The organism is Synoicihabitans lomoniglobus (assembly GCF_029023725.1).
Classification (GTDB): Bacteria; Verrucomicrobiota; Verrucomicrobiia; order Opitutales; family Opitutaceae; genus Actomonas; species Actomonas lomonigloba.
Window position 1 is genome coordinate 428979 of sequence record NZ_CP119075.1, and the last position, 24946, is coordinate 453924.

Here is a 24946-nt window from a genome sequence, read left to right on the forward strand (position 1 = left end):
ATTCACAAAAGCGACGTGTCGCATGGCTTGCCCGCGAGAAGGGCAGTGAGTTAGCGTGAGGGTCGTGAAGACTCCGACCATCAAGGATATCCGTGCCGCCGCCGCCGCTCGTCGGTCCCGGCGGGAGCGTCAGCGCCGCTGGTTGATCGGCCTCGGAGTCGGGGTCGTGGTCGTGGGGGTTCTGGCGGTGTTTGTGCTGCCGCCCTGGGTGAGGAGCCAAGTGGAGACGCGTTTGGGCGCTGCCTTGCGGCGGCCGGTGACGGTGGAGCGTGTGTCGCTCAATTTGTTCACGCTGACGGCGACGTTGGAACAGGTCGCGATTGCCGAAACCGATGGCTCGTTGTTCGCTCGATGGGATCGGTTGCTGGTCAACGGGGATGCATTGGCCTGGGTGCGAGGCATTCGCGGGTTTGACCGGATTGAGTTGGATGGCTTCGAGGGACGCGTGGGGCTCGATGCGGAGGGCGCCCTTAATTTTGCTGATTTGCTGGAGCGGAACGATGCGGAGGAAGCGACGGAAACGGGGCGGTTGAAGTTGGCGATCGACGCGTTGGTGGTGCGCGAGGCCAAATTGAATTTCAGGGATGCGAGCCGGTCGGTGCCGTTTGCCACGACCCTGGGCCCCATGAGTTTTACGTTGGAGGGCTTTCGCACGGAGCACGATGCCGAGGCGCCGTATGAGTTCGTGGCGACCACCGAGGCGGGGGAGTCTTTGCGATGGAAAGGCCAACTCTCGGCGGTGCCGCTGCGTTCGGCCGGCTCGATCGAGATCAGTGGTCTGCATCTGGCCAAGTATGCCCCTTATTACGCTGATTTGATCGGCTTCCAAGTGAGGGAGGGACGGATGACGGTCGCGGGCGACTACACGACAAATCTGAGCGGAGACGCGCCGGAAGTGCGGTTGTCGAACGCGAAGGTGGACGTGACCGCGTTGCAATTGGGCAAGTCGGGCGACGCGACTCCGGTGATGCGGGCGGAGCGCCTCGGAGCGGAGGGAATCAACTTTGATTTGGGTCGGCGCACGGTTGAGGTCGCTCAGGTGAGTTGGACCGGAGGTGACCTCACGGCGACGCGCACGGCGGCGGGCATTGACTGGATCGATCTACTGGTCGGCCAGGGGGAGAGTGAAACCACAGCGGCGGGAGCGGAACCTTTCGGTGCCAAAATCAACGCGATTGCGATCGAGGGGGTGGACGTGCGGTGGGTCGACCAGAGCCTGCCGCTGCCGGTCGAGGTGAGGGTTTCGCCGCTGCGGCTGACGTTGGGAAAGGTCGATCTCACCCGGCTCGATACGGCGGTCGCGGTCGGACTGAGGGCCACGTTCGCGAGCGGGGGCGAAGTGCAGGTTTCGGGCGAGACGAGCCTGGTGCCGTTCAAGCCGGCTCTCTTGGTCAGTGTCACGGATCTGAATTTGGCGACGATGGGTGGTTATGTGGCGGAAGCCACCGGATACAATCTGACCCAAGGTCGATTGAGCTTGGAAGGTCAACTCGGCGCGACGGACGAGGCCCTGGTCTGGCGGGGGCAAACGAATCTGGCGGGCGCGCGGCTGAGCAACGTCGACGGCGGGCCTTTGACCGGGTGGGAGAATTTGCAGGTCACCGGCATCGATCTCGTGACCGAGCCCATGACGGTCGAAGTTGCATCCGTGCGTTGGATACGACCGGACGTGACCGTGGTGATGGATGCCGCGGGCTCGACCAACTGGAGGGCGGGATTCCTCGCCACCCCGGAAATTGCGGTGCCGGTGGCGGCGGCGCCGACTGCCGTCGCGCCGGTGATTCGCGTGAACCGGGTGGAGTTGGTGGAGGCGCGCATCGATTTTACGGATACGTCGTTGGCCGCCCCGGTGAAACTGTCCCTCGAAGCGCTCTCGGGGGAATTGACCGGTCTTTCGTCCGTCGAAGTCGCCAAAGGGCGGGCCGACCTGCGCGGCAAGGTCAACGGGTTGGCCCCCGTGGCGATTGCGGGCAATTTCAACCCGCTCGGTCGTCCGGCTTACACCGATGTGAAGATTGATTTTGATCGGATCGATCTGGTGCCGATCGATGGTTACATTGGCAAATATGCCGGTTATGCGCTGCAGCGGGGCCGCCTTTCCCTCGATATTGATTTCAAGCTGCAGGATCGCCAGGTGAGCAGTGAATCGGTGGCGACGCTCGACGACTTTACGTTGGGAGGGAAAGTCAAAAGCCCGGATGCCACCAGTCTGCCGGTGGGTCTCGCGGTCGCGTTGTTGAAGGATACCAAGGGGCAAATCGTAGTCGATGTGCCGGTCGCCGGCAGTCTGGATGATCCGGAGTTTCGCTTCGGCCGCGTGGTGTGGCGGGTGATTACGAATCTGTTGACCAAAGTGGCGACCTCACCGTTTGCGCTGCTGGGCTCGATGGTCGGGGGAGCGCAGGATGAAGAGCTGGATCGCCAGGAGTTCGTCGCGGGCGCGGCGAGTTTGACGGACGCTTCGATGGCCAAACTCGATACGCTGTCGCGCGCGCTCCGGGAACGGCCGGGGCTGGTGCTCGACCTGGTGGGGGAAGCCGATGCGAGCGCGGATGCGGCGGCTCTGCGCCCGGAGGTATTGGAGAAGCAACTACGGACGGCGGCGACACCGGAGCAGTTCACCGTCGCCACGGGTTGGCGGGGGCGCGGCCGGGAGACGGCCTTGATGAATCGTTATCTCGAAGTATTTGGCGTGCCGCCGATCGACCCCAACGGCGTGGTGACTCCGCCCTTGGTGGCCGAGGTGGTGAAGCCGGCCCCGGTTCCGGTTAAGGCTGTTTCCCCACCCGGTGCCATCGCGGAAGAGGACCAAACGCTGTTGGGTTGGATCAAGCAGGTGTTCAAAGGCAGCCCGACGGCTGCCGATACGGTCGACGCGCCCAAACCGGTGGAGAAATCTCCGGCGGAAGCGGTGATTGCGGCACCGCCGGTTTTAGCCGCGCTGCCGGTGGCGGAAGTCGAAGCCCGCTTGCTGAGTCGGATAGAAGTGAGCGAAGCCCGTCTACTGGATCTGGCGCAAGAGCGGGTGCTGGTCGTGTCCGCGCTGTTGGAAGCCAAAGGACTTCCGGCGAGCCGGTTGAATCTGGGGTTGCCGAAACTCGGTCAGGCGCAGGTGACTCTCACCCTTCGTTGAGCCAGGGATAACGCGCGAACACGGCTTCCACGGCGAGCACGGTGTCGCGACGAATGTTCTGCAACATTTCGGCGCGCACCTCGGGAGAAGGCGCTTCCATCGGGTCGTGCAGTTTTCTGATCGAATCGACGGCACCCATGAGCGCCAGCGACCCGGTCGAGCCTTTGAGTTTGTGCAGGAGCTTGCGGGCTTCGGTGTGATTGCTGGGGTCGAGCGCTTCAACTGCGTCGAGCACCGTCTTGCTGTCGGCCTGATAGGTTTGAATGATCCGTCGCAATACCGAAGGGCTTTCACTCGCGTTGGTGAAGGCGATAATGCTGTCGAAATTGGCCCAATCAACGAGATGGTTGCCGGCAGAGCCGGAGCCGGTTGTCGGCGACTTGGCCGCGTCGGAGTCAGCTGGGCGGGAGTCGTCGTCCGAGTTGGGAGACGGGGATTTGGCTTGGTCGATCAATTGTGAAAGTATGTTCAGGGTGATGGGTTTGGCGACGTAGTCATCCAAGCCAGCGCTAAGGCAACGTTCGCGATCGCGCTGCGTTGCATTGGCGGTGACTGCGATCAACTTGGGACGACTCCAGCGGTTGTGCCAGCTCGATCGCACCCAATCCGCCACAGCAAAGCCATCCATGACGGGCATTTGAATATCCACGAGCGCGATATCGTAGGGTTTTTTCTTTAGTTGTTCGACGGCAATGGCGCCGTTTTCGGCAAAGTCCGGGGCGAGACCCAGGAACTTCAGCATGGTTTGGACGAGCTCGCGATTGACGGGATGGTCTTCGACGACGAGCACCCGCAAATTCTTGCCGGAGGCGGGGGCACTGGGAGCGTCCTTCGTGGCGACTGGTGCGGTTTCGTCATCGATCGGCCGCTGACCATTGAGCACATCGATCAGCACCCGGCGCCGCAGCGGCGCGGTGAGCTCGAAGTCGAAGGGAGTGGGGGAGGAAAGTTGGGTCTGGGTGGGCTGAATACCAATCAGGACCGGGCGCGGGGTGCGTTGGGCCACGGCGGTCGCGATGCGTTGGGCGGCAGCGAGGGTGTCCGGGCGGTAGGCGCGAGGAAACAGGATGTGCATCGGACCGTCGCCGTCCTGCGGCAGTTTGTCCGCCTCCTCGCAGCCTATCCGGCGAAAACGGGTGCCGGTTTGGATCAGGGCATTTTCCAAGGCAGACATGTCGTGGGCATCTCCGTCGAAAACCCACACCGTGCGATTGATCGAAACATTTTGATCCGTGTAGCGACGCTGCTGGCCGGTGGCGGGAGGAAGCGCGACGGTGACCTTGAAAACGGCCCCGAGGTTGTCCGCCGTCTCGAAGCTGATGTCCCCTTGCATGGCGCGGGCCAGTTCGCGACTGATGGCCAGGCCGAGACCGGTGCCGCCGTGGGAGCGGGTGGTCGACGCGTCGATCTGGTTGAAGCGGGTGAACAGGTTCGCCTGCTGTTCCGGCGGAATGCCCGGCCCCGTGTCCTCGACGGTGAACTCCCAACGGTCGAGTCCCAGCGGATTGACCCGCAGCCGCACGTAGCCGGACGTGGTGAACTTGACGGCGTTGCCCACGAGGTTGGTGAGGATCTGGCGCAGACGCAGGGCGTCTCCGAGCACCCACACCGGTCGATCATGCGGGGTGAACTCGTAGTGCAGGGCGATGGACTTTTCTGTCGCCAGCGAAGAGAAATGGTCGAGCGATTGTTCGGTGACCCGACGTAACTCTATATTGGATACGTCGAGTTCAAGACGCCCCGCCTCGATGCGGGAGAAGTCGAGCACATCGCTGATCAATTCGAGCAATTGTTCGGCGGACGTGCGCATCGATGTCACCCATTCGCGCTGGTTGGGATTCAGCGTGGAGCGATCCAGCACGGTGGCGAAGCCGATCACGCTGTTGAGCGGCGTGCGCAGTTCGTGGTTCATGGTGGCGAGGAACTCGCTCTTGGCTTTGTTGGCGCGAGCGGCGGAGTCGGCGGCGGCGCGGAGCCGTTCCTCGTATTCGTGGCGATGGGTGACGTCGCGATCGAAGCCGATGGCTCGTTCGGCCGGGCCGTGCGCGGTGCGCATTTGCACGTAGTCCGATTCGATCCAGTGCCAGGAACCGTCGCGGTGTTGGGCCCGGTATTCTTCGCGGTGAAAGCTGCGACCAGGCGGACCGGGTTTGATGGCATCGGCCTGGAGTTGGATGAGGTCGTCCGGATCGATCAGCGCTTCATGGGCATGGGGATCGGTGTCGGAATCCGGGGGCTCATGACCGAGCATGCGCCACCAGCGGGGGGAACGAAAACTCCGTGACTGGGTGTAGTCGATATCCCAAAAACCATCGGGACTGGTTTCGATGATGGTGCGGAACCGCTCCTCGGCCGCTGCGAGGTGCTCGCTGCGTTCTTCGCGGGCGAGGCAGAAGGCGAATGAGTTGGCGATGGATCGCAGGGCGGAGCGGATTTCCCCGCGCGTCATCAGCTTGCGTTCGGGGAACACGACCACGATCGAACCATACAATTCTTCGTGCAGCTCGATGTTCTCCACCAAGACCCAGGAGCGACCGGCGGGACCGTCGGTAATCTCCGGAATGGGTTCCCCGAGTTCGCTGAGGGGGCCTTCAATCGACTGGCGCTTTTCCAGTGCGCTCGTCCACGCGGGGGGTAACGCCGTCAGAGCCCGCCATGGTCGCAGGGTGGAATCGCGCGACTCGGAATCGATGGCGAGCACGCGAAATCCCCGGGTGTTTTTATTGCGGCTGTGCAACCAGAACGAGGCATGCTGGAGATTGAGTCCTTCGCGTAGTTGGTTGATCAACCACTGGGACACATCCTCGGGGGCAAACGTATCGAGCAACCGCCGCGACAAGTTGGCGTTGATGTCCAACAGGGTGTCGCGCTGGCCGACGCGCAACACGCCATGGCGATAGCCCGCCAGACTCACGTAGACGATCAACGCGATCAGGAACACGATGACATCGGTGAAAAGCAGGGAGCCGGCGATGCTCTGATTAATGAGCTCCACGGGCGCGGCCAGCCCCAGAATGGCGACGGGTTGGTCGTCAAGGGCCGAGTGCACCCGAGCAAACGCCACGTGCCACACCCGGGCGTCCTCCAGATCCCGGAATCGAGCAACCTTGGGCTCGTTGTCCCCTGCGATCCGGGCGTAAACCTTGGCCGACAGCATGAGCGGACGCGGAGTCTTTACCGGGTCGCGCCACCGGGCGATGAAGCCGTCGCTCGATTCCTCGGGGGGCAACAGGAATGCGCCGGAGATGGTCGGCGAACTCGCGCATACCGAGCGCAGTTGCATGGAAAACCTGGCGTAGGTCGGGGCGGATGAATCCAACGTCTCCGACCGCTCGTCGACGCTCATAAGATTGGCGAAAGCAATGACACGGTCGCGGAAGCGTTGGTCATAGCTGTCGATACCGTGGCGGTAGGCCAGCGTGGAAATCACCCAACCGGTGAACAAGGTCAGAGGCGCCGCGACGAAGATGATACCGACCAGAAACCGCCAGTGTTCCCGCGTGCGATTGAGTTGGGCGAGGATCATCCAAACCAACGCGATCACTGCGAGGGTCGTCGCGATGGTGGAACCGAACGGCATATGGCTGTCACTCAGCCAACCCCCGACGACAAACGTGCACGTGTAGTGGGCCACCAGGCACAGCCGGGAAATCACGGGCCAGGTGTGCCGATGATCAACGCTCCGCCGATGCGTCAGAAACGCCCACCCCAACGTGATTCCCCCGAGCAACGTCCCGATCGCGATCAGCCACGGCACCAGTGGGCGCAGGCTGAGTTCAAAAAACGCCAACCAGATCGCGAACTGCGAACAGAGCACGATCGCCATGTAGATTCCCAGGGGGCGAAATCGTCGCTCGTAGGCGCCCCGCGGTATCAGCCCAAAATACCATCCGGCCAAGCCGGTCGCGGTGACGGCGTGGACGAGAAGGATGAATCGAGCTAAAACGTGTATTTCCAAAACGGCCGGGTTGCCCAATCTGGGGCCCTGAGTGTGCCCCCCTTGGAAAACGCATGTCGATTTCAAATAGGGATTTGGGTCATCCGTATCGTTACGCACTCCCATGGCGTAGATGTCCGCGATCTCGCCGAAATCGGTTGGTAATTATCGGGCGACCCGCTTGACGACCGCGAACGCTCCGGCTGCGATGCTCGGCATGGCCAAAGGCGACGAACCCAAAGTGATTTTTTCCATGATCGGCGTCTCGAAAAAAATCGAGCGCAAGGAGATCCTGCGCGACATCTCCCTCTCGTTTTATCACGGCGCGAAGATCGGTGTGCTCGGTCTTAACGGGGCGGGAAAATCCTCGCTCATGCGCATCCTCGCCGGTCAGGACCAAGAGATCGATGGACGGGTCCACTTCGAGCCCGGCTACACCGTGGGCATGCTGGAGCAGGAGCCGCATCTCACCGCAGGTGCCACGGTGCGGGCGTGTGTGGAAGAGGGCGTGAAAGCGCTCACCGATTTGGTCGCGGCCTATGATGCCACTTGGGATGAAATCGCGGAAGCGGCCGACGACGCCACGCGTGATGCCATCACCGACAAGCAGGGGGAGTTGCAGGAAAAGATCGACGCGCTCGATGCCTGGGATGTCGCGCCGCAAGTCGAGATGGCGATGGACGCCCTCCGCTGTCCTCCCGGCGACACGCCGGTGGATACGCTGTCGGGCGGTGAACGTCGCCGCGTCGCCCTCGCGCGTTTGCTACTGCAAAAACCCGATGTGCTCCTGCTCGACGAGCCGACCAATCACCTCGACACCGAGAGCGTGCATTGGCTGGAGCAACACCTCGCCCGTTACGTGGGCACGGTCATCGCCGTGACGCACGATCGCTACTTTCTCGATAACGTGGCGGGTTGGATTCTCGAACTCGACCGCGGTCACGGCATCCCGTGGCAAGGCAACTATTCCGGCTGGCTCGAACAAAAGCAGCGCCGCCTCGCCATCGAGCAACGCACGGAAGATCGTCGCCAGAAGGCCATGAAACGTGAGCTCGCCTGGATTCGTCAAGGCGCCCGCGCCCGGCAGGCCAAGGGACAGGCTCGCATCAACGCTTATGAGGCGATGCTTAACCAGGATGTGGAGGAGCAGGAACGGGAATTTGAAATCGTCATCCCGCCCGGTCCGCGGCTGGGCGATCTGGTGGTCGAAGCCAAAACGGTGCGCAAAGCGTATGGCGACAAATTGCTCTTCGACAAACTGGAGTTCGCGTTACCTCCCGGCGGCATCGTCGGCGTGGTCGGCCCGAACGGCGCGGGCAAGACGACGTTGTTTCGCATGATCATCGGCGACGAAAAACCCGACGCCGGCGAGCTGCGGGTCGGACCGACCGTGGCGATTGCCCATGTCGATCAGTCGCGGGATTCGCTGCCGGATGCGGCGACCATTTACGAGGCGATCAGCGAGGGCAATGAGACCCTGTCCCTCGGCAACCGTGACGTGAATGCGCGGGCCTACTGCTCACAATTTGGATTCACCGGCGCCGATCAGCAGAAGAAAGTCGGCGTGCTGTCCGGCGGCGAACGCAACCGCGTGCATCTCGCGCGTCTGCTCAAGCGCGGCGCCAATCTCATCCTCCTCGACGAGCCGACCAACGACCTCGATGTGAACTCGATTCGCGCCTTGGAAGACGCGCTCGAATCGTTCGCCGGGTGCGCCGTGGTCGTATCGCACGATCGCTGGTTTCTCGATCGCACGGCCACCCACATTCTGGCGTTTGAAGGCGACTCCGAGGTGACGTGGTATCGCGGCAATTACAGCGCTTATCTCGAAGATTATAAGAAGCGCAAAGGTCACGACGCCGACCGCCCGCAACGCATCAAATACCGCAAGTTGTCGCGGTAGTTTTTCTCCCGGGGAACGCCGAGCTCCAGCTCGGCATGTTTCAGCCGGGCGGGGCCGGGCCGGAGCTCGGCGCTCCCAGGTCAACTTGGATTCGATACTCGTGGTTGCGGATCGCGAAGCGGTGAATCACGTTGCGGCATGAGCGAATCAGAGATTCCCAATTCCGAATCGATTGTGGTGGGGGGCGGGTGCTTCTGGTGCACCGAGGCCGCCTATCGCATGGTGCCGGGCGTATTGTCGGTGGAAAGCGGATACGCCGTCGGCGACGATCCCGCGCCAACCTATGAAAAAATCTGCGGCGGGCAGACGGGCCACGCCGAAGTCGTGCGAGTGACGTATGATCCGACGCAGGTGGAGCTCGCGCGCATTCTGGCGTTGTTCTGGAAAATGCACGATCCCACCACGCTCAATCGCCAGGGGGCGGACACGGGCACGCAATACCGATCCATCATCCTGTGGGCGGACGAGGCGCAGCGCGTGGCCGCCGCAGCTTCGCGGGCCGAGGCCGATGCGGCGTGGGGCGGCAAGGTCGTCACCGAACTGGCTGAGTTGACGACCTTTTATCCGGCGGAGGTTTATCACGACGATTACTTCGCGCGGAATCCGCAGGCAGGATACTGCCAGATGGTGATCGCCCCGAAATTGGACAAATTTCGGCGTGAAATCTGAGGCAATCCCCAAACAGGTTGAACCGGTTTAAGTCGCTGCATTTAAACTCCTAACGTCGTCACGCGGCGTTGACCCCCGCACGGTCACGTCGCACGCTCGGCGCGTGCACGACCGTTGGTTGAAGTTCGGCATTTGTTTTTTTTTGGCCACCAGCGCTCTGGTGGTGGCGGCCCCCACTTCGCGACTGACCATGCCGCCGGGACTTCAAACGGACGCAACGGTGGCGGCGGAAGAGCTGTTGGCCAAAGCGCAACAGCTCCTGCCCGAAGGGGCGTTCCTCGGTCCGTTGCTCGATGATCGCTATGCAGTGATTGATCACCGCTGGTTGGAGCAGCAGTTCATGCCCGCGTATCAGGCCGCGACCAAGGAGGTGTTTCGCGTGGCGGCCAATACGGGGGATGCCTCCGACTGCGACAGCTTTGGCATGTTTCTGCGCCAAATGGTCGGGTTGGCCGGCATTATCGGGCACACCGAAGAACCGGCGGCCGCGCAGGTGATCGTGTTGCAGAACGCCGCCTTTTCCGGCGTCGCCCGCACCCGCGAAAACCACTCGGTGGGACTGTTTCTCACTGATCGCGGTTGGTATGTGTTGGAGCCGCAGAATGCGACCGAACTGGTCGCGTTTCACCGCTACGCGAACCGGCACACCATTCGTTACGTCACTTTTCACTGATCCACCGCTAACTCGCTCCGTCCCGCTTCCCGCCATGAAAATACTCACCGTTTCACTCCTGTCCGTTGCCTGCATTGGCACGCCCACGTTGGTTGCCATGGACACGGAGATCGAACTCGAAGCCTTTGTCATCACGGAGACCGTGGCAGCTCCCGCGCCGGTGACCGCGAAATTCGATGCGGACAAGTTGCCCGCGGTTGCGGCCGAAAGCATGAGCGATGAGACGATGCTCCGGCCCTTGGTGGCGGTCGGTTCGCTGAAGGGCAAAGACGAGCTGAAGAAACTTCCCAAGATCTTGGTGACGGGTTCGAGGCTGGCCGCACCGAGAGTTGACTGAGAGCGGTCGAGAACGGCCATACATAGGTCGAAAACGGACAATTCGGAAATTCCCCTAGCGCGGTCCGGGTGGGTGTGATTGACGAAGCTCCGATGCCGTTGTCCCGGGAACGCCCCCCTCCATCATCTGCCGGCCGAGTCGCCATCGCGTTGGTGGAAGACGATCCCCATTTTTGCCTGTTCCTCGAATCAATGCTGGAGGCAAGTCCGCGGCACCGAGTGATTGCTACGGCGAACTCCGCAGCTGAGGCGCTGGCGTGGGATGCGGCGGTGCAACCGCACGTGCTATTGGTCGACGTCGGCTTGCCTGACCGTTCGGGGGCGGAGTTGGTGGCTGACTTGGTGGCGCGGCATCCGGCGGCGCTCGTGCTCATGCTGACCGCGGAGACCGATGCGGCGATCGTGTTGCAGGCTATTCAGGGGGGGGCCAGTGGCTACATTCTCAAAGGTGGACGTGAGGAAGAGATTCTGGGGGCGATCGACGATGCCTTGGCGGGCGGAGCGCCGATGTCGCCGTCGATTGCGCGCAAAGTGTTGGGCCTGATGCGCGGCCCCGGAAACGTCAAACCGGCGGTCAAATCCGGGGGCGCAGCGTTGGCGATTCTGACCGAGCGGGAGAGCAACCTATTGGAACGCGTTGCGGCGGGGGCTGGAGACAAGGAGATTGCGGAAGCCTTGGGACTCTCGCGTTCGACGGTGAAAAATGCGTTGTTGGTGATCTACCAAAAGTGGCGGGTGCGTTCGCGCACGGAGGCGGCGGTGAAGTTCACGCGACTGACGGAAGGGTAAGCGTGATGGACACCGCGAAACACCAGGCAACGTGGCAACGGGAGGCGCGAAGGTTGCGGTTTTCGGATCTGGATTGGGAGGAACGGTTCCGGTCCGAACGCATCGAGCAAAGTCAGACGCGCGTGCGGGTGATGTTGATCGTGGCGATGCTGGCGGTGGCGGGCATGGGACTGGGCGATGTCGCGGCCAACGGGCGGCAGTTTCCCGAATACGTTTCGCTGTCGCTGATCCATCGGTTCGGTTTGGCGATTCCGATGTGGATGATCATGTTGATTTCGACGGGGTTGCCCGGTCACCCGCGGCGCTCGTCGTGGTTGTATCCGGTCGGTGTCGTGGTGGCGATGTGGGCGATCGTGCTGTTGAAGTGGCGCCACGGGTTGATGTTCCGGGACCACTACGTCGTCTCCAACGTCTTTGCCGATATTGCCGGCCTGCTGCTGATCAGCGTCTTCACCTTGCCCATGTTGTTTCGCACGACGTTGGGGATGATCGTGGTGGCGAGCGTCGGGATCGTCGGATTGTTCGCCCTGTTTGACTACATCATCCCCCAGATCAAAACGGTGTTGATTCTAAGTTCCAGTTTGGCGGGAACGGGCTCCGCCGTGCTGGCCTTGGCGTGGCTCCGCGAGGTGGGCGAGCGGCGGGACTTTGCGCAACGCGAAATCATGGCGGGATTAAACCGGGAGCTGGGTCGATTGAACGCCGAGAAGAACGAGTTCATGGCGGCAGCGGCGCACGACCTGCGGTCCCCTTTGGCGGCGGTGCGCGGTTTGGCCGGACAACTGCGGCTGGGGCGGATGGCTGATCCCGACCGGCAAGCCAAGGCTCTCAGCGCGATCGATGATCTCAGTGGACGCATGTTGGAGGTGGTGAACAACTACCTCGGGGAGCACGCGCTCGAGTCGGGCACGTTGCCCGTGCGGCTGGAAATGGTGGATTTGCGCAAAGTGATCGGACCGGCGGCCGAGCGTCACGGACCGGCCGCGCAAACCAAGGAGCAGCAAGTGCTGGCGCCAGCGGGCGCGACGGTGTGGGCGCGCACGGATGTGACGTTGCTGGGTCAGGTGTTGGACAATTTTTTAAGCAACGCGCTCAAGTTCAGTCCGCGCGGGGCGACGGTGGAACTCGATGTCTTCGTGGCCACCGACGGTTCGCGGGCGCGTCTGATGGTGACCGACCAAGGCCCGGGCGTGCCGGCGGCGGAGCAGGATCAACTCTTCCGTAAGTTTGGCCGCACCAGTGTGCGGCCGACCGGTGGTGAAGAGAGCCACGGCATCGGACTCGCGGTGACCAAGCGACTGGCCGAGGCGATGGGCGGCGCGGTGGGGTGTGATTCTCCCGTCAACGCCGTCGGCACGGGGGCGACGTTTTGGGTGGAGTTGCCCGCGAATTGAGGAGGCGGGTCGATCGGTAACAGGAGTTATGATATAAACGCCGCCGGCGAATGGAGGCGAAGCTGAGGGCGGTGAAGCCGAATAGGATCGCGCAGGTGGCGGGTTCGGGGACGGCGGAGGTCACCGAGGTGAGTTGCAGCGTGTCACCGAAGAAATTGAGCGAGTAGTCGTATCCGGAGATGAGGGAACCGAAGGCGAAGTCCGTGAGATCAAAGTTACTCAGCGTCGTCGCTCCGCTGGAGAAATCGAAGAGCGTGTAAGTGCCGGCGGTGAATCCGCCGGAGTTGGTGAAGTTCAGCGTGACGGTGCCGTCTGACGGACCGGTCAGCGTGCCGCCGGTGACGGCGATCATGTCGCTGAGGGTGCCCAGCTCAAAATCCAGGATCGAGCCGTCGATGAGTGTGAGTCCGTCGGTGAAGGTGATGGTGCCGGGTGAATTGCCGGGCGCGAGGGTCGCGCCAGCTTGGAGTGTCACGAGGCCGCCGAAGGAGCCGGACCCGCCGAGCGTGGTGCCGGAACCGATGGAGACGGTGTCACTGGCGAGGAAGCCGTTGATCACCAACGTGCCGCCGGAGACGACGGTGTCGCCCGTGTAGGTGTGCACGCCCGCGAGGGTGAGCGTGCCGGTGCCAGCCTTGGTGAAGCTGCCGGCGCCGTTGAGGGCCACGGTGGCGTCGAACGTGAGATTGTCCTTGGTGTCGAGGGTGCGGTCGCCGGTCGCCGCGGTGTTGAACCCGGCACCGAGCGCGGAGGAAGCGCCGAGGCTGACCGGAGCTCCCGCCGATGACGCGGTGGTGCGCAAGGTGCCGGTGGTGAAAGTCATGGCGCCGCGGAAGGAATTCGGATCGGTCAACCAACCGAGGGTCGGAACCTCGAGCGTGCCGCCTTGGAGCTTCAAGATGCCGGCGGTGCCCGCGCCGTCTTCGCGGGCGATTTGGAGGGCCGAGCCGGTCTCGAAGCGAGCGGTGCCGCCCGAGAGCGTGAAATTACCGCCCCGGCCGGCGCCGTTGTCGCTGCGAAGACCGGGGAGCCGACTGACCGTTCCCTCAAAGGTCACCGCCGTGCCGGGGCCAGAAATTGTGATGCCGCCCCCGTTGCCGCCCGCGGTGCCGCCCGCGGCACCATTGCTGACGAGATCACCCAAGTAGCCCACCGTGGCCCCGTCGCTGATGGTAAGCGCCCCGCCCACGCCCGTATCATACTCCTGGCGGTTGTTTTTTCCATCGCCGGACTGGTCGACGCGTTGCTCGAACGTGACGACGGAGTTGCTCCCCGAGATGACATGGTCGCCCCCGTCATAGGCGCTGAAGATGTCGGGCCGGCTGACGGAACTATCCACCATGCCCCTGAACGTCACGATGCTATCAGTGATGGCGATGTTTCCCGCCGGACCCGATTGGTGGAGCATGACGGCATTGCCCTCCAGCATGTCGCTTGATCGGTTGTTCACGTTGCCCTGAAATTCGACGGTCGCATTGGAGAGCAGGATGTCACCGCTGCGACCGTTATACGCGCCCTGGCTGTTGAAGTTGCCTTTGAATATCACGGTCCCCTGGCTTTTTACCGACAGATTGCCGCCCGCCTTGCCGGTGCCGGCTTGGATGGCATACCCGCCGCTGATGTCGAAGTCGCGGTTGAAGATGACGGTTCCCGTCGGTCTGACTCCGAACAAATCATATTGCACGTAAACGTTGGCCCCGGCCCAGTAAGGGTCGTTCTGCGGGGATTTTTGGCCGCCGAAATTAGCCCAGTCCATGATGAGCGTGTTTCCTTCGGCGATGTAAAAATTGACCGGCGGATTCTCATACTGCCAAGGGATGTAATTTCCGCGATATCTGGTCCTGAGCTCCCCGAGTTCTGTCACGGTGGTGCCGGGCGCAGCACGCAGGATGAAGTCGAAGGTATCTCCCGGGGTCTCCGCTGGGTCGGTGTTGTAAACATTGTCGGGCTGCACGCCGTCTTGATAGAGGATTATTTCCGGGTGAAAATATTGCCCCCGACTGGTGAAGGCCGGGAGCGACAGCGCGAGGAACAGAAGTGAAACGCGGAGCGCGGGACTGCGGCGGCTCCTGGCACCGGCGGGAGGTGAGCAGAGGACTGGCAAAGGGAGGGCGAAGTTCATGGGATGGGCGTGGACGGCAATAGGTGCTCGCGGTCATCGGCCGACTCCTGCCAGAAACCCGCGCTGCGCGTAGGATTCTGCCTGAATCCGCGTTCCCTGCCTACCTTGCTAAATAGCAAGGGGTGAAGCCGGGGCTCAGGTGCCGCCCATCCAGAGCGTCATGAGTCCCGCTCGGCTGGAGACGTTGAAACTGCGAAAAATGTCGGTGACATACTTGTGCGTGGTGGCGCGACTGAGCCCGAGGGCGTCGGCGATTTCCTTCTCCGACTTGGAGGAGAGCAGCTGGGGCAACAGGCGCCGGTGGGTCGGGGAGAGCGGCGTCTTGCCCACGAGCAGGCCGTGGTTGAGCAGCAGTTGGCGGTGGAACCACTTGATGCCGCGGAGGACCTGCGCCACGAGCCGCTCGTGCTCCAGGGTGAAGTGGCTGCGTCGGCGGATGCGATCGAAGCAAAATAATGACTCCGCATCGCGGTTCACGGGGGAAACGCACCAGATGCGGTCGGTGATGCCGCCTTTTTTGAAATACATCTCATACTGGGGCGTCTGGCGGAACGCTTTAAAGTCGATGAAGCCGTCCCGCTGGCGATAGCTGCGAAAGCGGCCCGCCTCGCTGATCACCTTGCGGACGCCCATGCCCGGGTCGCGTTCCATGTGGGCGAGCACCTTGCGGATGAACTCCGCGTTATACTCCGGCCGGGTGATCCAGCGTTCGGCCGTGCGCAGACGCCAGCCATGGAGCACGTCGTTGGCGGCATGCGGTTCACTCTGGACGCGGGCGATACCGATCCAGAAGGCGTCATCGGCGCCCACCCATTCGCTAATCCGGCTGAAGAGGAGTTCGATGGACAGGCGCGTTTCGGCGAGAGGCAGGTCCGCCAATTCGTCCCATAATTCGTGAATTTTGGCCGATGGATCAGAAATCATTTTCCAAAGAAGAAATCCTCATTCCCGCCCGCTTAAGTTGGTTCTCTCGAAGTGGGTTCCAGATGTAGAAAACGTGTGGCTGACAGGTCTTTGAAACTAAGCTGGGCGATCAGGGCGGAAAGCGGAATATTCTGGAAATACACCCTACACCGGGAGTGGGGTGATCGTGCCGGATCGCGTTGTCGACGAGCTGAGGTCGGAGCGACTTGGTTTTTATTCGTCGTGACCGCCCAAGTCCCGCCTCCCGGGACAACCGTGGTTTTCTACGGTCGTAGAAAATTCCCCGTCACTCCGCCGGGAAGGGCGGGTTGCTCGTGCGGACGAGGCGCAACACGTGGCGGGCGACGGGGAGGGAGAGGGGAGAGCCGCCGGCGAGGGCTTCATCGATGGCTTCGAGGATGGCATCCTTGCCCACCGATTTGAGCACGTAGCCGACGACACCCGCCTGAATCGCCTCGGTCAGCTGTTGTTCGTCCTGCGTGGTCGTGAGCACAATGAACAACGTATTGGTAAATCGGTTACGCAGTTTCCGGATGAGCTCGCCGCAGGGGAGATCGGGCAGGTCGGCTTCGACGAGCATGACGTGGGGCACGGGGACCTGCGGCCACTGAAGAGCGCTGGCGGCGGATTCCGCGGTTTGCAGCACGCGATGCCGTGAACTGGAGTTGAGGCAGGAAGCCAGGAACAATCGGTAGTGGGAATCGGGATCGATCAGCGAAACTCGGATGCGGAGGGGGGCAGCCACAGGGAAAATTCCGGGGGGCGGTGCGACGGATCAGGCCCGACGGCGGCGGCGGGTCGCGGTGAAAACGAGAGCGACGAGGCCGAAAAGGATGGCAAAATTCGCGGGTTCGGGGACGGCGCTGGCGGTGAAAGTGAGTTGGCCGGAGGTGGCGAGGGCGGTGGTGTTCCAAGTGCCGCCGGAGACGATCGGGAGATTCACCGCGGCGAAGGTGCCGCCGATGCTGGTCGATGAGCTGAAGAGGTTGAAGGTGACGGATTCGCTCGGAGTGAAATCGTTGATGAATGATACGTTCAAGGTGCCGCCGAGGTTGAGCGCACCGGTGACGTCGAAAGCGTCGTAGGTGGTGCCCCGGTCGAGTCCGCCGAGTTCGAGGTTGATGATGGACGCACTATCGAGGGTGAAGTCGCCGTCGATGGTGATGAGACCGGCGCTGTTGCCGGGTGCGAAGGTGGCACCGGCGGCGAGGTTCAGCGAACCACCGATACTGCCGGTGCCGGTGAGGGCGGCGCCGTTGGCAATGGTGACGTCGCCGGTGCCGGTGGCGCTGCCGGAACTGTTGGCGAGGTTCAGGTTGCCGGCAGAAATGGTGGTGTCGCCCGTGAAGGTATTGGCGGCGGAGAGCGTGAGGGTGCCGTTGCTGGTTTTATGCAGATTGCCGGATCCGGACAGGGCGCCGGAGAAGGTGGCGTTGAGGCCATTGGTATCGATGATGGACGTGGTGCCGCTACCCAGAGTGATGGGAGCGGAGGTGGTGAGGTCGGAGCTGACCACTTGAATCATGCCGCCGTTGGCGTTGAAGGCTCCGGTGCCTGCGCCGATGGCGATGCCGTTGGGGCCGCGGGCCTGGAGGGTGCCGCCGGCGTTGAGGTTGAGCGTGCCGTTGCTCCCGGCGGTGGTGGCGATGGAGAACGCGGCGTCCGAGGAAAGGGTGCCGCCATTGGCCACGGTGGCGATGGCGGTGCCGGCGTAACCGACGTAGAAATTTCCGGTGGCAGCGACGGAGGAATCACTGCCGGTCACGGTGAGCGTGCTTTGGCTGGAGCTGCCGGTATCGGCGAGACTGAAGGTTTGGCCGGTGGTGATTGATGCGCCGTTCTCCACCGCAATGGTGTGGGTGGTGGCACCACCGCTGGTGCCGAACCACAGGTAACCGGGTGACGAGAGGGAGGAACCCGCCCCGGTGACGGTGACGTCGCGACTGGTGGCAAAGGCCAACGGATTGGTCGCGGTGAGGTCGGCCCCGCCGGACACGATGATGTTGCCGCTGCCGAGGTTGGCGAGAGTGCTCACGGCGAGCGTGCCGGCATTGACGCTGGTCGGGCCGGTGTAGGTGTTGCTGCCGGAGAGAGTGAGCGTGCCCGCGCCGGATTTGGTGAGCGCACCCGACCCGGAAATGTTTCCGGAAAGGCTGTGGTTGTTTGCGTCTCCCGTGATGAGGCTGCCTGAGCCGAGGTTGATGTTACCGGCGCCGTCGAGAGCGGCGAGGGTGGTGTTTTGACCATTGAGGTCGAGGCGGCCACTCGCGCCGATATTCACCGCGGCGGTGTTGCCCAAGGCGGTGGCCGAACCGAGGACCAGGGATCCGCCGGAGATGGTGGTGGCTCCCGTGTAGGTATTGGAACCGGAAAGGGTAAGGGAGCCCGGGCCGGTCTTGGTGAGCGCGAAATCGGCGGCCCCGGCCCCCAGGGCTCCGGCGAAGTTTTGATTTTGGTCAGCGGCGGTGTTGACGGTGAGATGGCCGGCGCTGCCGCCGAAGCTGTAGACGGAACCCGAGCCGGTGAGACCGGCGACTTCCAAGGCCCGATTGGAGAAATCGAACACGCCTCCGCTCGCGACATTGACGGTGGTGGAGGCGGACAGCCCTTGGTCCGCGGAGGTGGAGAGCACCATGATTCCTCCGGATGCGATGGACGTGTCGCCAGTGTAAGTCTGGGCGGAAGAGAAGCGGACAATGCCGCTGGCGATGGTGAGATCCCCGGTGTCGCTCACTACCCCCGCGTAGGTATGGTCGTCGGAGCGGTTGAACGAGACGGTGCCGTGGTTGGTGATGTTGCCGCCGACGGATCCGGTGTTTCCGCCGGCGCCGAGGGTCAAGGTTCCGGCCGCCACCGTGGTGCCGCCGGAGTAGGAATTGGTGCCGCTCAGCGTGAGGTTGCCGACGCCGGACTTGGTGAGGGAACCGTCGCCGGTCAGGTTGCCGGAAAGGGTGGTGGCGTGGCCGTTGGTATCGACGGTGGAGGCGTTGGTGAGGGTAGCCGGGAGGCTGGAGGTGAAGACACCGCCGGAGCGCAAGGTGCCGCCGGCGAGATTGAAGGTGCCGCTGCCGGAGAGACCGGCGGTGGTGAGCGTGCCGCCGGTGTTGAGATTGAGGGTGCTGCTGGCCGTATCGAGCGAGGTGAGGTTGCCGACGTTGAGGGAGCTGCCGGAGGAGATGTCGACCGTGCCGGTGCCGCCGGTGTAGGCGAGGGTGAGGTTGTAGGCGGAGGCGGCGGCACTGTTGGTCAGGGCGAGGGAACCCGTGCCGTTGTGACCGATGATAAGTTCGCCGTTGTTGGCGAGGTTGGTCCCGGGGCCATCGAGGGTGACGACGCGGTTGGGGCGGAAGTCGCTGCCGGTGGCAAGGGTGGCACCGGAGGTGACCGTCAGCGCGCCGGAACTGGCGCCGAGGTTGGCGTCGGAAGAGATGGTGAGCGTGCCGGCGGAAACGGTGGTGCCGCCTTCGTAGTCGTTATTGCCGGATAGCGTGAGGTTGCCCACGCCGATCTTGGCGAGGCTACCGGAACCGGACATGACGCCGGCGTAGGTGCCGGTGGCGGCTTGGTCGAAGACGACGGCGGCGTGGTTGGTGATGTTCCCTTGAAGGGAGTCGGTAGTGCCGGAAAGGATACCAGCCGAGACCGTGGTGCCGCCGGCGTAGTCATTGGCGCCGGAGAGAGTAAGCGTGCCGGTGCCGGATTTGGTGAGGGAGCCGTCGCCGGTGATGTTCCCGGACAGGGTGGCGTTGAAGCCGTTGGTATGAAGCGTGGAATTGGTGGCGTTGCCGAGGGTGACCGGGGCGGTGGTGGTGAGGGCTGAGCCGGTGACTTCGAGGGTGCCGCCGTTCGCGTTGAAGTTGGCGGTGCCGGCTCCCGTGGTGATTCCGTTGGTGCCGCCGACGCGCAGGGTGCCGCCGGAGTTGAGGTTGATGGTGCCGGAGCTGTCGGATTGTGAACCGAGATTCAGCGTGCTGCCGACCGTGATCAGGCCGCCATTGCTGACGTTGGCCGTGCCCTGTCCGCCGTAGCCCAGGTAGAAGATCCCGGCGGATGAGACGGAGGAACCGGTGCCGGAGATGTTGAGGGTGCCGACGCTGGTGGAGCCCAAGTCGGCCAAACTAAACGAGGTGCCGGCCGTGATGGAACCGCCGTTGGTCACATTGAGAATGTTGGTCGATCCGGAGGCGCGGTTGAACCAGAGATGGGTGGCCCCGGCGAGAGAGGAACCGACACCGTCGACGGTGATGGTGCGGTTGGTGACGTCTTCGTAGCCGCCGGAGAGGTTAAGGGCAGCGCCGTTGGAAACGGTGAGATCGCCGGTGCCGAGATTGGCGTGGGTGCCGACACTGAGGGTGCCGGCGGAGACGGTGGTGGCTCCTTGGTAGCTGTTGTTGCCGGAGAGGGAGAGGGAGCCGGTGCCGGACTTGGTGAGGGAGCCGGAGCCGGACAGGTTGCCGGAGAGGATGGTGGCGTGGCCGTTGGTATCGACGGTGGAGGCGTTGGTGAGGGTAGCGGGGAGGCTGGAGGAGAAAGCGCCATTGGAGCGTAGCGTGCCCCCGGCGAGGTTGAAGGTGCCGCTGCCGCCGAGACCGGCCGTGACGAGGGTGCCGCCGGTATTGAGATTGAGGGTGCTGGAGGCGGAACCGAGGGACGTGTAGTTGCTGACCGCGAGGATGCCACCGGAGGAAATGTCGACGGTGCCGGTGCCACTTTCGTAGGCGAGGGTGAGGTTGTAAGTCGAGGCGATGGCGTCGTTGGTGAGGGCCAGGGAACCGGTGCCGTTGTGGCCGACGATGAGCTCGCCATTGCTATTGGAGAAGGAGGTGCCGGAGCCGTCCAAGGTGACCGTGCGGTTAAAGCTGATGGGGCTGCTGGTGGTGAGGGAGGCACCGGAGGTGACGGCCAGCGCACCGGCAGTGGCGCCGAGGTTGGCGTCGGAGGAGATCGTGAGGGTTCCGGCGGAAACGGTGGTGCCGCCCTCGTATTCATTCGTGCCGGAAAGGGTGAGATTACCGGCCCCGATTTTGGTGAGGGAACCGGAACCGGACATGACACTGGCGTAGGTGCCGGTGGCAGCCTGGTCGAAAACGACGGCCGCTTCGTTGGTGATGTCGCCTTGGAGGGAGGTGGTATTACCGGAGAGGGTGCCGGTTGAAACGGTGGTGCCACCGGCGTAGTCGTTGGTGCCGGAGAGGGAGAGGGTGCCGGTGCCGGACTTGGTAAGGGACCCGGAGCCGGTGAGGTTACCGGAGAGGACGGTGGCGTAACCGTTCGTATCAACGGTCGAGGCGTTGGTGAGGTTGGCGGGGAGGCTCGATGTGAATGCGCCGCCGGAGCGTAGGGTGCCGCCGGCGAGATTGAAGGTGCCGCTGCCGCCGAGACTGGCCGTGCTGAGGGTGCCGCCGGTGTTGAGGTTGAGGGTGCTGGAGGCGGAGCCGAGGGCGGTGTTGTTGCTGACATTCACGGTGGCGCCGGAGGAGATGTCGACGGTGCCGGTGCCGCCGTTGAGACCGAGGGTCAGATTGAAGGTGGAAGCGGAGGCGTCATTGGTGAGGGAAAGAGAGCCGGTGCCTGCACTGCCGATGACGAGTTCGCCGTTGTTGGTGGTGAGGGTGGTGCCGGAACCGTCCAAAGTGACGGCGCGATTGGTCTGGAAGTTGGTGCCGGCGTCGAAAGTGGCACCGTTGGTAACGGCCAGCGCACCGGAAGTGGCGCCGAGGTTGGCGTCGGCGGAGACGGTGAGCGTGCCGGCGGAGACGGTGGTGCCACCTTGGTAGGTGTTGGTGCCGGAGAGCGTGAGGGTGCCGGAGCCGATCTTGGCGAGACTGCCGGAACCGGAGATGTCGCCGGAGAGGGCATGGGACCCGCTGTTGCCGGTCGTGAGCGTGGCGGAGCCGAGGGCAATATTGCCGGCCCCGTCGAGATCGGCGATCGTGATGGTGTGGTTATTGAGGTCGAGCGTGGCACCGGAGGCGACGTCGACGGAAGGCGTGGAGCCGAGGGCCGAGTCGGAGCCGAGTTGCAGGGTGCCGGCGGAGACGGTGGTGGCGCCGGAGAAGGTGTTGTCGCCGGAGAGGGTGAAGGTGTCGGCACCGGTTTTGGTGAGGGTGGCGGATCCGCCCAAGGCTAGGTCAAGACTGCCGGTTTGCACCTCGAAGGCGGCGGCGTTGTTGAGCGTGCCGTTGGTGAAGGTGCCACCGTTGAAAATAGCCGTGCCGATCGTCGGTTGGTGGGTGCCGAGGTTCAGGGTGCCGCCGTTGAGGGTAAGATTGCTGCCGGTGTCACCGAGGGCGTTGCCGTGGCCGAGGACGAGGGTGCCGGCGTTGACGGTGGTGCCGCCGGTGTGGCTGTTGTTACCCGAAAGGGTGGCGGTGCCGGCACCGGATTTGGTGAGGCTCGCGGAGCCCGCCAGACTGGCGGAGAGAGAGCCGGAGTCGGTGAGGTTGTAGTTGGAACCGGTGAGGGAGCCCGAGCCGATGATGCTGCCCGAAGAAAGCGTGACGGTGCCGACGGTGGGAGTGTAGCCCCCGAGGTTAAGAGTGCCGCCGTTGACGATGAGGGCACCGCTGGTGGACCCGAGAGCGCTGTTGTGGCCGAGCAGCAGGGTGCCGGCGGAGACGGTGGTGGGGCCGAAGTAGCTGTTGCCGCCGGAGAGGGTGACGGTGCCTGCTCCGGATTTGGTGAGCGGGGCATCGCCGGCCAGATGGGCGGAGACGGTGCCGGAGTCGGTGAGGTTGAAACTGCTCCCGTAGAGTGCGCCCGAACCGATGATACTGCCGGAGGAAAGCGTGATGGTCCCGAGGGACGGGTTATAGCCATTGAGGTCGAGAGTGCCTCCGTTGATCGCGAGAGTGCCGCTGGTTGAGCCCAGCGCGTTGTCCCGGCCGAGTTGCAGCGTGCCGGTGGAGATCGTGGTGCCGCCGGAGTAGAAGTTGTTACCCGGGAGAGTGAGCGTGCCACTGCCCGATTTGATGAGCGAGCCGGCGCCGTCGATCGAACCGTTCAGGGTGGCGTTGAAGCCGTTGGTATCGACGGTGGAGGCGGTGGACGTGCCGAGGTTGATGAAGGTCGCGGCGGAACTGGAGAGATCGGAAGTGACGACCTGAAGGACGCCACCGTTAAGATACAATGAAGCACCTCCGGACAAAGCCAGGCCGCTCGCGCCTCCGACCTGCAGGGTGCCGCCGTTGTTCAAGCTCACACTACGGGATTCGTTGATGGTGAGTGATCCGGAGGGGGCGAGAATGGAGTTGCTGCCGGTAGCGATGACATTGCCGGAGCCGAGATTGGCCGGGGTGGCGAAGACGAGCGTGCCATCGGAGACGGTGGTGTCACCGCTGTAGGTATTGGCTCCGGAAAGGGTGAAGGTGCCGCTGCCGGTTTTGGTCAAGCCGGCGGAGCCACCGAGGGCCAGACTGAGCGACCCGGTCTGGACTTCGTAGGCGGATGCGTTCTCGACGGAGCCGTTGGCGAAGGTGCCGCCGTTGAAGACGGCGGTGCCAATGGTGGGGGCGGCGCCGTTGAGGTAGGCGGTGCCACCGTTGAAGACCAGGTATTCGAATTCGTTGCCACTGGTGATACTGCTGAGGTAGAGGTCACCGGTGCCGGATTTGGCCAAGCCGCCGGTCCCGGAGATCGCACCGGTCAGATCCACGGCGAGACCGTTGGTATTGATCGTGGAGGTGGTGCCGGAAGTCAGGGTGATGGGCAGGCTGGTGGTCAGGTTGGATCCGGTGGCTTCGATGGCGCCGCCGCTGAGCGTGAGCGAGGCCGAGCCGGAGCCCTTTTGGATACCATTGGTGCCGCCGACGGCGAGGGTGCCGCCGGAGGCAAGCGTGAGATTGCCAACGCCACTGCCTTGGTAGCCCAGGTAGGCAATGCCGCCCACGTTTACGCGACCGTTGTTGCTGATGGTCAAGTTGCCGGTGCCGCCGTAGCCGACGAAAAGGTCGGTGCCGGCGCCCAAGTATGATCCCGAGCCATCGACGGTGGTGGTGCCGGTGACGCCGTTGACGAGGCCGAGGGCAACAAATTCAGTGACGTTGAAATAACCGCCCGACTGCAGATTCACCGTGGCTGAGCTGGAGTCACCGATATCCACGTGCTGGGCATTGAGGAGTCTGGAGTTGGAGCCGCTGACGGTTACGGTGCGGTTGTTGATGTCGAGAATACCGTTGGTGGTCAGCAAGGCACCGTTGTTGACCGTGACATCGCCGGTGCTGAGGCCGGTAAAGTCATAGACAAAGTTATACCCCCCCGAGAACGTGGAACTCCCGGTGGTGTGCACGTGGATACCGGGAGTGTTTAAATAGAGAGATCCGTCCCCGGTTTTGACCAAGTTGACGGGCCCGCTGTTTTCGTAGAGCGCCACATTGATTCGTAACGAAGCTTGGGAACCGATGTGGATGGCGGACAGATTGTAGATGGAGCCATTGTAGGTTCCGCCGTGAAGACTCACATACCCCTCCTCCATTTGAATAGAGGAAACATCCACCGTCGGACCAATATCCACTTGGTATTCCGAGTAGCCGCTGGCGTTGGAGCCGGCGGAAAAAACCGCGGTGCCTCCTTGCGACCAACCCTGGGTAGCCCAAGTCCCGTCCGGATTGGCGTTCCAATTGAAGGTGGCGGAGTTGTCCCAGAGTCCGGGAGCAAGTCTATTGACTCCATCACTGGTCGCGCCGGTAAGTCCGCCATTGGTGTCCCAGTAGAGGGTTTGAGCGATGAGCGACGGACAAATGGCAACCAGAGCGAGGAGGCGGCGGAACGAGTGGTTCATGGGCAAGGTGAAGCCAAGTGGGAAGGAAGGCGATCGCCAGCGGACAAAAGGCCCGGGCCTTTTGGTGAGAGCGGCGGTTGAATCGTGGCAAAGAAGGGGATTGTCCGGCGGGGAGACGGAGAGGAGAGTCGGAGCGGTTTCGTTGACCGGGAGGTGATGGGCAACGGCGATCAGTGGAATGGCTGATTTGGGCACGATAATGTCCGAAGTCGTTCGCTTGCATTGGCCTTTGGAATCCGTGAGTGTGGCGCCGCCGTCGCTCCTCCTCGGTTACCCCTTTCACCGCA

The 24946-nt window shown here is 63.1% G+C and carries 12 protein-coding genes; 7 read left to right on the top strand and 5 right to left on the bottom strand.

Going from position 1 to position 24946, the window contains the following annotated elements; genetic code table 11:
- The first annotated feature begins 64 nt into the window (after window positions 1–64).
- Window positions 65–3133 carry a DUF748 domain-containing protein gene (locus tag PXH66_RS01670; RefSeq protein ID WP_330928764.1) on the top strand — a complete coding sequence of 1023 codons (3069 nt, stop codon included), beginning with the start codon at window positions 65–67 and terminating at the stop codon, window positions 3131–3133.
- Here the strand turns inward: PXH66_RS01670 and PXH66_RS01675 are convergent.
- Window positions 3120–7091 carry an ATP-binding protein gene (locus PXH66_RS01675; protein ID WP_330928765.1) on the bottom strand — a complete coding sequence of 1324 codons (3972 nt, stop codon included), beginning with the start codon at window positions 7089–7091 and terminating at the stop codon, window positions 3120–3122. The genes PXH66_RS01670 and PXH66_RS01675 overlap by 14 nt on opposite strands.
- 196 nt (window positions 7092–7287) lie before the next feature.
- Here PXH66_RS01675 and ettA point away from each other — a divergent pair, with 196 nt between their 5' ends.
- From ettA to PXH66_RS01705, 6 genes are all read left to right on the top strand, one after another.
- The gene (gene ettA, locus PXH66_RS01680; RefSeq protein ID WP_345781723.1) at window positions 7288–8973 is read left to right on the top strand and encodes an energy-dependent translational throttle protein EttA; all 1686 of its coding nucleotides are present in this window, start codon (window positions 7288–7290) and stop codon (window positions 8971–8973) included.
- 138 nt (window positions 8974–9111) lie between these two features.
- Window positions 9112–9642, top strand: coding sequence for a peptide-methionine (S)-S-oxide reductase MsrA (gene msrA, locus PXH66_RS01685; protein ID WP_330928767.1), 531 nt, complete (start codon window positions 9112–9114; stop codon window positions 9640–9642).
- A 142-nt stretch (window positions 9643–9784) separates the two neighbouring features.
- A complete protein-coding gene (locus PXH66_RS01690) occupies window positions 9785–10315 on the top strand; it encodes a hypothetical protein (protein ID WP_330928768.1) in 531 nt (176 codons plus the stop codon).
- Window positions 10316–10349: 34 nt separating this feature from the next.
- Window positions 10350–10652, top strand: coding sequence for a hypothetical protein (locus PXH66_RS01695; RefSeq protein ID WP_330928769.1), 303 nt, complete (start codon window positions 10350–10352; stop codon window positions 10650–10652).
- A gap of 74 nt (window positions 10653–10726) precedes the next feature.
- Complete coding sequence (locus PXH66_RS01700) at window positions 10727–11440, top strand: response regulator (RefSeq protein ID WP_330932202.1); 714 nt, start codon at window positions 10727–10729, stop codon at window positions 11438–11440.
- Window positions 11441–11445: 5 nt separating this feature from the next.
- On the top strand, window positions 11446–12834 hold the full coding sequence (locus tag PXH66_RS01705) for a sensor histidine kinase (RefSeq protein ID WP_330928771.1): 1389 nt from the start codon (window positions 11446–11448) through the stop codon (window positions 12832–12834).
- Here the strand turns inward: PXH66_RS01705 and PXH66_RS01710 are convergent.
- From PXH66_RS01710 to PXH66_RS01725, 4 genes are all read right to left on the bottom strand, one after another.
- Window positions 12782–14956, bottom strand: a complete 2175-nt coding sequence (locus tag PXH66_RS01710; protein ID WP_330928772.1) for an autotransporter-associated beta strand repeat-containing protein — start codon at window positions 14954–14956, stop codon at window positions 12782–12784. The genes PXH66_RS01705 and PXH66_RS01710 overlap by 53 nt on opposite strands.
- Window positions 14957–15091: 135 nt before the next feature.
- On the bottom strand, window positions 15092–15880 hold the full coding sequence (locus tag PXH66_RS01715; protein WP_330928773.1) for a helix-turn-helix transcriptional regulator: 789 nt from the start codon (window positions 15878–15880) through the stop codon (window positions 15092–15094).
- A gap of 286 nt (window positions 15881–16166) precedes the next feature.
- Window positions 16167–16625 carry a response regulator gene (locus tag PXH66_RS01720; RefSeq protein WP_330928774.1) on the bottom strand — a complete coding sequence of 153 codons (459 nt, stop codon included), beginning with the start codon at window positions 16623–16625 and terminating at the stop codon, window positions 16167–16169.
- A gap of 30 nt (window positions 16626–16655) precedes the next feature.
- Window positions 16656–24659, bottom strand: coding sequence for a beta strand repeat-containing protein (locus tag PXH66_RS01725; RefSeq protein WP_330928775.1), 8004 nt, complete (start codon window positions 24657–24659; stop codon window positions 16656–16658).
- Window positions 24660–24946: the final 287 nt, after the last annotated feature.